Raw genomic sequence first — 13,127 nt, 5'->3', positions numbered from 1 at the left:
AATGTCTTTTTTTTATATCAATCAATATATCTTAATACTTTTGTAAGAAATGTATAAGCATTATGAAAGGGATTTTATTAGTAGAAGATGATGTATCATTTTCAGAAATGTTAAAGCAGTTTTTAAAACGTCACAAATATGTTGTTGATGTAAGTTATAATATAAAAAACGCCTTACAGCAATTAGAAAATAAACATTACGATTTAGTCTTTACAGATTTAAGACTGCCTGATGGTGACGGAATTACACTTTTAAAACAAATAAAACTTAGCAATAATGCAGTTCCTGTAGTTTTAATGACTAGTTATGCTGAGGTTTCTACAGCTGTTGAAGCTATGAAGCAAGGCGCTTTTGATTATATTTCTAAACCTTTTAATCCAAGTGAGGTTTTAGAAGTGATTAGCAATGTTTTAGAGGAGAAAACGAATCACACAGAAAATCAACATAAAAAACAGGAAAAAAGTAAATCGAAAATAGATTTTGTAAAGGGAATTAGTAATTCTTCAAAAGTCTTAGACGAATATATTTGTTTAGTTGCACCTATTAATATGTCTGTGCTTATAACTGGTGAAAGCGGAACAGGAAAAGAAGTGGTTGCAAAAACAATTCATTTAAAAAGTCCTAGAAGTAATAAACCATTTATTGCTGTTGATTGTGGTGCAATACCTAGAGAAATAGCATCTAGCGAATTTTTTGGTCATAAAAAAGGTTCTTTTACGGGCGCAAATGATGATAAAATAGGTCATTTTGAATCTGCAAATGGTGGCACACTTTTTTTAGATGAAGTTGGTAATTTAACCTACGAAAATCAAGTGCAATTGTTACGTGCATTGCAAGAAAGAAGAATTAAACCTATTGGCAGTAGTAAAGAAATTGAAGTTGATATTCGTTTAATTACGGCAACAAATGAAGATTTGCTTACAGCAGTTGAAAAAGGAGATTTTAGAGAAGATTTGTATCATCGTTTAAATGAGTTTTCTATTAAAGTGCCTAATTTAAAAGATAGAACCGATGATCTAATTTTATATGCCGATTTCTTTTTAAATAAGGCAAACAAACAGCTAAATAAATCGGTAATAGGTTTTTCTAAAGAGGTGTTAACCATTTTTCAAAATTATCAATGGCCAGGTAATTTGCGCGAATTATCTAATGTTGTAAAAAGAGCAACTTTATTAACCAAATCAGAAATTATTGATGTTGATGTTTTACCTAGTGAATTAACTAAAGTTAAAGAAAGTAATATCTTATCAAATAAGTTTTCTAAAAAAGAAAACGAGAAAGCGTTGATTATAAGTGTGCTAAAAGAAGTAGATAATAATAAAACTCAAGCTTCAAAATTATTAAATATTACTAGAAAAACACTTTATAATAAAATGAAAGAATACAATATTAACTAAGAGTTAAGATAGTTTTTTAATGATTTGATAAAATCATTTAAGTGTTCTTCAAATTTAATAAAAACGGTGTTGTCTATAAATGTAGAATTTTCGAAGGCAATTAAAAAAGGGATAACATTTTTAACTTCTAATTGCTTAAACATACTAAGCATTTTATGACTAACTTCTTTAAAAAGTTTAATATCATTTTGTTGTTTTGCCTTTTTTAAGATTGAATAATTGTTTTTAGTATCTTCTAAAAAAATATGTAATGTATTTCTTATTTGAGTACTATCATTATTAGAAAAAGATTTTAAAGTATCAAGATTAAAATCGGCAGTTAATTTTTCTTCACTATTAGTTGTGTTAGTATTAAAGTCTACAAAATTTAAATTAAAAAATTGATGTAAAATATCTTGAAGTGTATTTGAGTCAAAAGGTTTAATTAATACATCAAAAAATCCGCTTTTTAGATATTCTTCTTTAGAGATATTTGCACGACCTGTCATTGCAATTATTGGTTGATTTTTATAGTTTTTATCCTTTTTAAGAATTTCCATAAAATGTATACCATTCATTTTTGGAAGTTGAATATCCGTTAAAACAAAGTTATACGCTATTTTATCAATAGATTTGATTGCATCTTGGGCATTATTAAAAGTGTATGTTTTAATATTAAATTGTTTTAAAAAATCTACTAGAAGTTGTAGCATTGAAACATCATCCTCAACAACAACCGCGGTTAAATTAAAAAGTGTGATTGCATTTTTATTTTCATCAGTTGGTATTATGGGTTTTGTTGATAGTTTTACAGGTATTTTTAGAGTAAAAGTACTACCAACATTTAATGTGCTTTTTAAAGTTAATGTTCCGTTTAATAATTCTGCTAATTTTTTAGATATGGTTAAGCCTAAACCAAAGCCTTTAACAGTATTGTTTGTATTATCAGCTTGACTAAAAGCTTTAAAAATAGTTGCTATTTGATCTTTACTGATGCCAATTCCTGTATCACTTACTAAAATCTCTAGATTAGTTTTATCTGCGTTCTGCGTAATTAAACTCTTAACAGTTATAGTGCCTTTGTTGGTAAATTTACAAGCATTTACAATTAGATTATATAAAATTTGTTTTAATCGAAACGGATCACTAATTATTAGGTTTTTTATGTGTTCGTCATGTTTAATTATAAAACTTATTGGTTTGTCTTTAACATTATTTTTTGTGATTTGAGTAATTTCATCAATAAGATTTTTTAAATCAAAAGGGACTGATTTAATAGAGATATTACCGTTTTCTAGTTTAGAAAACTCTAAAAGGTCGTCTACTAATTTGCTCATATAAGTAGATGCGTTTTGAATATGATCTATATAATTTTTGTCTTTTGTGTTTTGTGATGATTTTTGAAGTAGTTCGCTAAAACCAGAAATAGTACTTAATGGTGTTCTTAAATCATGACTTACCATAGAAATTAAACGCTCTCTACTTTTTAAAAGTGATTTTGTAGTTTTATTAGCTTCCTCTAATTGTTTACGGTAACGCTGGGTTTTCCAAAAATCATTTAAAATAATTAATGAAAAAATGATAATGATAATAAAACTGATACCTGCTGCAAATAAAATAATGTTTTTACTACGATTAAATGTATCTTCTCTACTTTTAATCATGTTATTAGTGTAGAGAATTATATCTTTTTCTAGGTTTTCTAAAAGCTCTTGTAATTTTCTAGAAATCGTTAAATCATTTTCAATAAGTTCGTTTTGTTTTCTTTTTAGGTAAATACGATTATTATAGGTTTTATCTTGAGCTTCTTTTAATATTTTTCTAGAAATAGATACAAGAGAGTCTATCTTTTTTTGTTCTGCTTTATTTATAGAATCTTTTGGGGTATATTCATAAAGGGCAATAGCAAAATTCTCTAATTTTGAACGAGTATCATTATCAATAAAATTTGAATTTTTAATAAAATCTGTAACTGCTGTTTTACTTAAAAGAGAATCAATAGCGCTTAATTTCTTTATGGCCTTATTAATAGATTTATCAGAATCATCGTTGCTATTTAAATTTTTTAAATCAATTATGTTTTTTAACTTTTTATCAATAATTAATTTAATGCTGTCTAGTATAAAATCTTGAGAATTATTGTTAGCAATAAGGCTTAGAGAGTCTATTTTAGATACTAATTTTTTATTTTCAGCTAAATATTCATTAAATTTCGATTTAGAATTAAATTGTAATGCAGCTCTAGCTAAACTTTCGTTTTTATAAATATTAGCTATTAAAGTACCAGTTTTTACAATTATTTTTCTATCTAATATATCTTGTTTTTGTATTTGTGTAAATGTTTTTACTTCAGAAAGTATTAAAAAACCAGAGATTGCTGCTAATAGGCCAAGTATTATATAACCTATTAAAACTTTAAAAGTAATTCTCTTTTTTAATGATTGCATAAAAACAAATTTGTACTCTAGTCTATTATTTTTGTTGTCTAAAAAAAATTACATATTAAAATGCTAATGTGTAGTTTATTTATTTTGATTAAAATAACCAGTGCCAATGCCAACAACTCTGTCATATAAACCGCCAAAAGCCTTGTAGTATACAATAACATTATATTCGTTTTCAGTTTGAAAAAACGAACCATTTATTTCATTTGTATCTACATTTTTGTTTTCATCAACTGTAGCAAATGTGTAATTATAAAAACCTTGTTTTAGAAGTATTTGTCCTTGATAACTTTCATTTTCAAAATTATAAAAGAGTCTATTTTCTTCGGTAATCTCAAAATTATTAAAGGCGCCATAAACGTATACTCCTTTTTCTGCAAAAGGTTCATCAGCAAATAAAGTAAAATGCATCATTGCGTAATCTGCTTCTGTATTTGCTATGGATGCATTTAAAGTTCTAATTACAAATTGCCCATTAATATCAGGATTGTATTTATATTTTATATTTTCATTATAGGTGTAAGGGTATAAATAATGATGAAAAATATCTTTCATTTCTATTTTTACAACATTTAAACTTTTATTTCTGATGAATTTACTATCAAAATTCAAATATTCGTTTCCTCCCCAAAAATTAGTTTTATTGGTATACGTGTATTGTAGTTGGTTTTGTTTAAAAAATGTTGGTTGTAAATTGGTTATTTTTTCATTCCAGTTTTCATTTTTTAGAATCACAACATTTATTTCTTGTGATGGATTATTGATGCGTAAATTAGGATGATTTATGGTGAATTCTACAGTTTGTTGTGTATTAATGTTTTTTGTATTTCTACTTCTAGAAACCTGAACACCAACAGATGTAGCGTTTTCATACAAAACTAATTTTCTTGAAAAAACAACTTCATCATAATCATCGATAACAGATATTAAATAATTTCCACTTTTAGTAATTACAGAATTTTTATTCGGAATTTGCACTGCATAATGTGTGTAATTTTGAAATGTATTAAAAGAATTAGTAACATCAATAATTGCGTTTTCATCAAAACCATCTATATATTGACTAGATAGTAATCTGCTCTTTTGCCAATCATGCGTCATGTGTTCTATTTTGTAATTATAATCTTTACTGTCTGCATCTAAATCATCAAAAGACAATTCAAAAATGGTTCCTAAAGGCATAATTGCAGAATAGTTATCTTCTTGTAAAGGTCTTAATTGTATAGATTTTATGTTTTGAGCAAAGAAACTTGTAGAAAAAAATATAAAAAAAAGGATTATTTTTTGATTCATAACTATATTTTGTGCTTTGTAAAAGTAATAAATTTTAAACTTCTAAAACCTGTGCAAAAACCGTTCCTTAACATCTCTTTTAAAGTAAGTTACAAAAGATAATTCTTAATTTGTATATTTATCAAACTTAAATAAAACCAAATATCATTCTTTTGAGAATTGAAATAAAAAAGCTGCTAATATTTTTTTTCTGTATTTTTTTAATACCTTTTTTTTATGCTCAAAAAGTAACCGAACCTATTAGCACCACAAATGTTGATTTTATAAAGTATAATTATAAAATAGGTTTAGAATTATTGTTACAAGAAAAATTTAAAGAGGCTAGAGTTAAAATATCTACCGGATTAGAAGCGTCTAAAAAATTAAAAAATAAAAATTTAATGGGTTTTGGTTATCAATATTTGAGCGATTGTTATAATCAGCAAAAAAACTACCAATTAGCAACATTAAATTTAAAAGAATCTCTACATATTTTTACTGATTTAAATATTGAAAAAGAAATTTATAATTGTAACTTTAAACTGGGACGATTATATTTTAAAATTTCTGAGTATGATAAATCTTTAGAAAGTTATTTTATTTCCTTAAAAATTGCAGAACAAAATAAAAATGAATTACAAGTTGCTGGTAATTTACAAAACATCGGTGAGGTTTATTTGTTAACTCCAGATTTAAAAACTGCCAGAATAAATTTTAACAAAGCATTAGTTATCTATAAAAAACTAAATAATGAAGAAGGTATAATTGGAAGTTTAACAAATTTAGGTGCAAGTTATCAAAAAGAAGGAAGTAGAAACAACAATGAAGCTCTTGTAATTAAGGCAATTGAACTTTTTAAAGAAGGTTTAGAAAGAGCAAGAAAAGATGGTTTTAAAAGAAATGAATCTATTTTTTTAGGAAATATTGGTTCATCTTTTAGACGTTTAAAAAAATATGATGAATCTTTAGAGTATCTTTTTAAGGCGTTGCAGTTAAAAATTGAATTAAAAAGGTTTTCTAGTGCAGCACATTCTTGTAACGATATTTCAGAAACTTACTTAGAAATAAATAACCTAGTTAAGGCTAAAGAATATGCGTTAAAAGCTGTTGAATATTCAAAAGAACTAAATATCCACCAAGAAAGATATGCAAGTTATTTGTTATCCAAAATTGAATATAGAACTAGAAATTTTAAAAACGCTTATAATTATTTAAAAAAATATCATCAAATTGATGACAGTTTGTTTTCTATTAAAAAAATTACAAAAATTAATGACTTGAAAATTAAATATGAAACTGAAAAAAAGAACCTAAAAATAGAAGCGCAGCAAAGTAATATTGCATTATTAGCATCAAAAAATCAAAATAAAAATCAATGGTTATTTTTTGGCGGAATTGGGCTTTTATCTGTATTATTAATTACAATACTCTCCTATTCTAGAAATAATGCAAAAAAAGAAAAAGCACGTCAAGAGAAGTTCTCTCACGAATTATTGCAATCTCAAGAAGATGAAAGAACAAGAATAGCAAGAGAATTACACGATAGTGTTGGGCAACAATTAACTCTAATTAAACAAAAATCTCAAAATTTACAACAAGATGAAATTACAATTTTAACTAATAATGCTTTAGACGAAGTAAGAAGTATTTCAAGAGGATTGTATCCAGCGTTATTAAAAGAGTTGGGTTTATCAGAAAGTATAGAGCAATTAATTAATGATTTTGATGAACAAACTAATTTATTTTTTTCTATGGATATTGATGCTATAAATTCTTGTTTTACAGAAAGTATTAGTCTAAATTTTTATAGATTAATTCAGGAGTGTTTAACAAATATTGTAAAACACGCAAAAGCAAAATCTGTTACAATCTCAATTAAAAGAGAAGCAAATACTATACTTACATTAATTTCTGATAATGGAAAAGGTTTTGATATAAATGATGGAAAAAAGAAATACAGTTTAGGTTTAAAAACAATTTCTGAAAGAATTAGAATAATGGATGGCAATCTTTCTATTGATAGTAAATTAGGTTCAGGAACAAGTTTTATTTTCTCAATACCAATAAAAAAATGAATCATAATATAAGTATTTTGGCTGCTGATGATCATCCTATTCTTTTAAAAGGATTAAGGGATGAATTATTAAACTTAGGTTATAATGTTTTAGAGGGTGCAACAAATGGTGCCCAAGCTTTAGAAATTATTATTTCTAAAAAACCTAAAATTGCAATATTAGATATAAATATGTCTTTTTTAACTGGTTTCGAAGTGATAAAAAAATGTAAATCAGAATCATTAAAAACCAAGTTTATTATCTTAACGTACTATAAAGAAAAAGGGTTTGTGTTAAAAGCAAAAAACATGAATATATCTGGATATTTGCTAAAAGATGAGCCAATTTCTGAAGTTCATACATGTATTCAAGAGGTTTTAAATGGTAAATTTTATGCAAGTAAAACTTTTGATGATGTTTTTAACAACGAAATATCTCCAGAAATAGAAAAAATAAAATATTTATCTCCATCAGAAAGAACAATTATTCGATTAATTGCAGGGGAAAATACTTCAAAAGAAATTGCAGAAATTTTATCAATTTCTATAAGAACTGTAGATAAACATAGATCTAATATTATAACAAAGTTAGACATAGCCTCTACATCAGACTCACTTTCTTTGTGGGTAAAAAGCAACAAAGATTTATTAGAAAATTTTTAAAAATAAGTACGGGTACTTACTTTATGTAGCATGTACTTATTTTTAAAGTAACATTTATAAGTTATTTTTACCAAGTATTAATCTTATAATATTGCTATGGGAAGAAAAAGTACACATTCTTAGATATAAAAAAAACTATTATAATTTAACGGAATAAAATAGGGGTATTTGACAGTATTTTCTCTAGTTTATTTACTTACAGAGAATTTATTTTTTGTTAAATAATAGTGGTTAGATAAAAAAAAAGTAAAGCTCTCGTATAGATTAATGTATTTTGTTAGCGTTTTTATACTTACAACTAAATAACTAACCAAACTTTTTCTTAATTAAGGTTGTATAAATAGAAAATTACTTATTTTTTTGTTCAGGCCTCATGTCTTTTTTAAGATATGAGGTTTTTTAACTTAAATAACGAAATCGTTTTCATTAAAAATATTTATTTAGAATAAATATAAATAAGATTTATTATTAAATATATAATTCAAAATACATCATCAATAATGGTTAAAAACATTAAATTTGCATGATTTTTTTAGATAACTAAATATTCCAAATTTACTATGTCAAAAGACATTCGTATTAAAAAAGGCTTAGATATTAAGCTTGTTGGTATTGCAGAGAAAAACACCGCAAACACTTCTGTAAGCGCTGTTTACGCAATTAAACCAGTAGATTTTCATGGAATTACACCTAAACTTATTGCCAAAGAAGGAGCAGTTGTAAAAGCTGGTGAAACACTTTTTTATTCAAAAAGTGATGAACGTATTTTATTTCCTAGTCCGGTTTCTGGTAAAGTTGTAGAGATAATTCGTGGAGCAAGAAGAAAAGTATTAGCGATGAAAATTGCTGCTGATACAACTCAAGAATATAAACAATTTGAAACTAAAGATGCGGCAAAAATGTCTGCAGAAGAAGTTAAGAATTATTTATTTACTTCAGGTTGTTGGCCATTTATAAAGCAACGTCCTTATGATGTTATTGCAAATCCAAATCAAGCTCCAAAGGCTATTTTTGTATCTGCATATGCAAGTGCGCCTTTAGCAGCAGATTTAGATTATACTTTAGCAGATAAACAAGCAGAATTACAAGCAGCAATTACCGCAGTTTCTAAACTTACCGATGGTAAAGTTCATGTTTCTGTTGGTGCTAATTCTAACTCTTCATTTGCAAAATTAAATGGTATAGAACTTCATAAAGTTTCTGGCCCACATCCTTCAGGAAATGTTAGTACTCAAATAGCAAAAATTGATCCTATTAATAAAGGTGAAGTTGTTTGGGTTGTATCTCCGCAAGATTTAGTAATTATTGGTGAATTACTTTTAACAGGTAAATTTAATGCGACAAGAACAGTAGCATTAACAGGATCTAAATTTAATAAGCCACAATATGTAACTGCAATTGCAGGAGCAAATATTGCAGATATAGTTGCAAATAACATAGATAACAACAACACAAGAATTATAAGTGGTAATGTTTTATCAGGAACTCAAGTAAAAGAAGATGGCTTCTTAGGGTATTATGATAACCAAATCACTGCAATTCCAGAAGGAGACGATTATGAATTTTTTGGTTGGACAAAACCAGTATTTAATAAGGTTTCTACTTCTAGAGCGTTAACTTTTTCCTGGTTATCACCAAGCAAGAGATATAATTTAAATACGAACACAAATGGAGAACATAGAGCATTTGTTGTAACAGGTTCTTACGAAGAGGTTTTTCCTTTAGATATTTATCCAATGCAACTTCTAAAATCATTTATGTATAAAGATCTAGATGAAATGGAAGCTTTAGGTGGTTATGAAATAGCTCCAGAAGATTTTGCACTAACAGAATTTATTTGTGTGTCTAAACAACCTCATCAGAAAATAATTAGAGAAGGTTTAGATTTAATGAGAGAAGAATTAGGATAAGATTATGGGCTTAAAACAAAACTTACATAATTTAAAAGAGAAATATAAAGGAACTAAAATGGCACCTGCATTTAATGCAATCCATACCTTTTTATATTTACCAAATGATGTTACTCACGGAGGAACACATATAAAAGCAGCAGACGATTTAAAGCGTACCATGAATACGGTAATTTTGGCTTTAATTCCTTGTTTGATTTTTGGAATGTTTAATGCAGGTTATCAACACTATGCAGCTATAGATAGCTCTTTAAGAGCAGATGTGTTAGCTAACTTTTTTACGTTAGATAACCTTTGGATTGGAATTATAAAAGTATTACCATTAGTAATTGTTTCTTACGGTGTTGGTCTTGGAGTTGAATTTATTTTCGCTATCATTAAAGGTCATGAAGTAGAAGAAGGATACCTAGTAACAGGAATGTTAGTTCCTTTAATTGTACCTATTGATACGCCTCTTTGGATGCTAGCAGTTGCAGTTGTATTTGGAGTTGTAATTGGTAAAGAAGTTTTTGGAGGAACTGGGATGAATATCTTAAATCCTGCATTAACTATTAGAGCATTCTTGTTTTTTGCATATCCTACATGGATGTCTGGAGATAAAGTTTGGGTATATCAAGCAGTAGAAAGAGCAGGAACAGCAGATGCAATTTCTGGTGAAACCATTTTAGGAAGTTATGCTCAAAACAGCGAGGTAATTTACTCTAATTGGGATAAATTCTTTGGATTTATTCCAGGTTCTGTTGGAGAAACTTCAACATTCCTAATTCTTTTAGGAGCAGCTTTTTTAATTTTTACAAAAATTGGAAGTTGGAGAATTATTGTTTCAACTTTTTTGGGAGCAGCAGTAATGGGCTTTATTTTTAATCAAATTGTAGCAGCAGATATTATTACAGAATCTAGTAAATTTTACGGATTAATGAATACAGTTTGGTGGGAACATTTAATGATTGGTGGTTTAGCATTTGGAGCAGTTTATATGGCTACAGATCCTGTAACAGCATCACAAACAAATAAAGGAAAATGGATTTACGGTTTCTTAATTGGTTTTATATCTATTATGATTCGTGTATTTAATCCTGCATATCCAGAAGGTGTATTTTTAGCAATTTTATTGTTAAATGTGTTTGCACCAACGATAGATCATTATGTGATTCAAGGAAATGTAAAAAGAAGATTAAAACGTACTAAAGTTAAAACTGCCTAATTATGAGTAAGAGAACAGATAGTAATTCATATACAATCATTTTCGCCGTAGTAATGGTGTTAATTGTTGGGTCGTTATTGGCATTTTTGGCTTCGTCTTTAAAACCTAATATCGACGAAAATAAAAGAATAGAGAAGCAGCAAAACATCCTTTATGCAATGGGTGTTAATGAAAACGAAGGTACAAGTGCAAACTTTGTTTCTACAGATGTTGCCGGAACCGAGTTTTTAAAATATATTAAAAAGCAAATAATTATTCAAGGTGATAAAGTTACTGAAGATAATAAAGCTTATTTAATTGATGTTAAAAAAGAACAAGCTTCTGCAAAAGCAGGAAATGAAAGAAGATTACCTTTATTTATTGGAGAAAAAGATGGAAAAACATTTTATGTAACTCCAATTAGAGGAAAAGGTCTTTGGGATGCAATTTGGGGTTATGTAGCTATGGATGAAAATATGGTTGTTCAGGGAGCATATTTTGACCATAAAGGAGAAACACCAGGTTTAGGTGCAAACATTAAACAACGTTTTTTTATGGATGATTTTATTGGGGAACACTTAATGACAGATTCTGGAGAATTTAAAGGAATTACTGTTAAGAAAGGTAACAATGATCCAAAGAACGAAGAAAAAACAGATTATGAAGTAGATGCAATTGCTGGTGCAACAATAACTGGTGATGGTGTTACTGCCATGATAAAATCTGATTTAAAATTATATGTACCTTATTTTAAATCATTAAAAAAATAATTTATGGGACTTTTATCAAAAAAAGACGCAGCATTAATTACAGATCCATTATTGGATAATAACCCAATTACAATTCAAGTATTAGGTATTTGTTCTGCATTAGCAATTACTGCAGAATTAAAAGCTTCTATTGTAATGGCAATATCAGTAATGGCAGTTTTAGCAATTGGTAACGTAGTAATTTCATTATTACGTAATGTTATACCATCAAAAATTAGAATTATTGTGCAACTTATTGTTGTTGCAACTTTGGTTATTATTGTTGATTTAGTTTTAAAAGCTTTTCAATATGAACTAAGTAAAACACTTTCTGTTTTTGTTGGGTTAATTATTACAAACTGTATTATTATGGGACGTTTCGAAGCTTTTGCTTTAGCTAATAAACCATGGAGATCTTTCTTAGACGGAATAGGTAATGCAGCTGGTTATGGTTTAATTCTTATTATTGTTGGTTTCTTTAGAGAATTATTAGGTTCTGGTACTTTATTAGGATTTAAAGTTTTAGGAGATCCAATAGAAAAAACGGGATTATATGCAATAGGGTATGAAAATAATGGATTTATGTTATTATCGCCAATGGCTTTAATCGTTGTAGGAATTATTATTTGGATACAACGTACTAAGAATACATCATTAATAGAAGAGAATTAAAAAACCAATTATCAGTGTTCACTTATCAATGAACATAACATTGAAAACTGATTACTGATAACTGATAATTGAAAAAAATATGGAACATATAGAATTATTTTTCAAATCGATATTTATAGATAACATGGTTTTCGCAACCTTTTTAGGAATGTGCTCTTACCTTGCTGTATCTAAAAAAGTATCTACTGCTGTTGGTTTAGGAGCTGCTGTAATTTTTGTATTAGCAGTAACTGTACCCTTAAACTGGTTGTTAGATCAATATATTTTAAAAGAAGGCGCATTAGTTTGGTTAGGTCCAGAGTATGCAGAATATGATTTAAGCTTTTTATCATTTATCATGTTTATTGCAACAATTGCAACTATGGTACAATTGGTAGAGATTATCGTAGAAAAATTCTCACCTTCTTTATACAATTCATTAGGTATTTTCTTACCATTAATTGCTGTAAACTGTGCAATTTTAGGAGGAAGTTTATTTATGCAATCAAGAGAAATTCCTACTTTAGGCTTAGCACTTACTTATGGTGTTGGTTCTGGAATTGGATGGTTTTTAGCAATTTTAGCAATCGCTGCAATTCGTGAAAAAATTAGATATTCAAGTGTTCCCCCTGCTTTAAGAGGTTTAGGAATTACGTTTATCATTACAGGATTAATGGCTATTGGTTTTATGAGTTTTGGGGGAATGTTAACTGGTGGTGATGAAGAGGAAGCAGCAAAACCAAAAGTAGAAGCTAAAATTGAGAAAAAGGAAATTAAAAAAGAAGCTAAAGAAATTGTAGCTGAAAACACAAATATAAATCAATAG

At 27.5% G+C, this 13,127-nt stretch carries 10 protein-coding genes; 8 read left to right on the top strand and 2 right to left on the bottom strand.

What is annotated here, in order from left to right; genetic code table 11:
* Window positions 1–62: 62 nt before the first annotated feature.
* Window positions 63–1,397 (top strand): sigma-54 dependent transcriptional regulator, encoded by a 1,335-nt coding sequence (locus BLT70_RS02115; protein WP_091890914.1) that lies wholly within the window; start codon window positions 63–65, stop codon window positions 1,395–1,397.
* Here BLT70_RS02115 and BLT70_RS02110 read toward each other — a convergent pair.
* Complete coding sequence (locus BLT70_RS02110) at window positions 1,394–3,823, bottom strand: ATP-binding protein (RefSeq protein WP_091890912.1); 2,430 nt, start codon at window positions 3,821–3,823, stop codon at window positions 1,394–1,396. The two genes, BLT70_RS02115 and BLT70_RS02110, sit on opposite strands and share 4 nt — an antisense overlap.
* Before the next feature lie 75 nt (window positions 3,824–3,898).
* Window positions 3,899–5,113 carry a DUF5103 domain-containing protein gene (locus tag BLT70_RS02105; RefSeq protein WP_091890909.1) on the bottom strand — a complete coding sequence of 405 codons (1,215 nt, stop codon included), beginning with the start codon at window positions 5,111–5,113 and terminating at the stop codon, window positions 3,899–3,901.
* A 152-nt stretch (window positions 5,114–5,265) separates the two neighbouring features.
* On the opposite strand from BLT70_RS02105, the gene BLT70_RS02100 reads away from it, so the two are divergent.
* The 7 genes from BLT70_RS02100 (at window position 5,266) to nqrE (ending at window position 13,127) form a co-directional block, all read left to right on the top strand.
* Window positions 5,266–7,167: a sensor histidine kinase gene (locus BLT70_RS02100; RefSeq protein WP_091890906.1), complete on the top strand. Its 1,902-nt coding sequence runs from the start codon at window positions 5,266–5,268 to the stop codon at window positions 7,165–7,167.
* Window positions 7,164–7,808, top strand: a complete 645-nt coding sequence (locus BLT70_RS02095) for a response regulator transcription factor (RefSeq protein ID WP_091890903.1) — start codon at window positions 7,164–7,166, stop codon at window positions 7,806–7,808. Before BLT70_RS02100 ends, BLT70_RS02095 begins: the two co-directional genes overlap by 4 nt.
* A 560-nt stretch (window positions 7,809–8,368) precedes the next feature.
* Complete coding sequence (locus tag BLT70_RS02090; RefSeq protein ID WP_091890901.1) at window positions 8,369–9,718, top strand: Na(+)-translocating NADH-quinone reductase subunit A; 1,350 nt, start codon at window positions 8,369–8,371, stop codon at window positions 9,716–9,718.
* 4 nt (window positions 9,719–9,722) lie between these two features.
* On the top strand, window positions 9,723–10,922 hold the full coding sequence (locus tag BLT70_RS02085) for an NADH:ubiquinone reductase (Na(+)-transporting) subunit B (RefSeq protein WP_091890899.1): 1,200 nt from the start codon (window positions 9,723–9,725) through the stop codon (window positions 10,920–10,922).
* A gap of 2 nt (window positions 10,923–10,924) precedes the next feature.
* A complete protein-coding gene (locus BLT70_RS02080; protein WP_091890897.1) occupies window positions 10,925–11,671 on the top strand; it encodes a Na(+)-translocating NADH-quinone reductase subunit C in 747 nt (248 codons plus the stop codon).
* 3 nt (window positions 11,672–11,674) lie between these two features.
* Window positions 11,675–12,322, top strand: coding sequence for an NADH:ubiquinone reductase (Na(+)-transporting) subunit D (locus BLT70_RS02075; protein WP_091890895.1), 648 nt, complete (start codon window positions 11,675–11,677; stop codon window positions 12,320–12,322).
* A gap of 79 nt (window positions 12,323–12,401) precedes the next feature.
* Window positions 12,402–13,127 carry an NADH:ubiquinone reductase (Na(+)-transporting) subunit E gene (nqrE, locus tag BLT70_RS02070; RefSeq protein ID WP_091890894.1) on the top strand — a complete coding sequence of 242 codons (726 nt, stop codon included), beginning with the start codon at window positions 12,402–12,404 and terminating at the stop codon, window positions 13,125–13,127.

The organism is Polaribacter sp. KT25b, assembly GCF_900105145.1.
In the GTDB taxonomy this organism is placed as follows: Bacteria; Bacteroidota; Bacteroidia; order Flavobacteriales; family Flavobacteriaceae; genus Polaribacter.
Note: the sequence above shows the minus strand (reverse complement) of the source record. Positions and strands in the feature narration are given on the sequence as shown.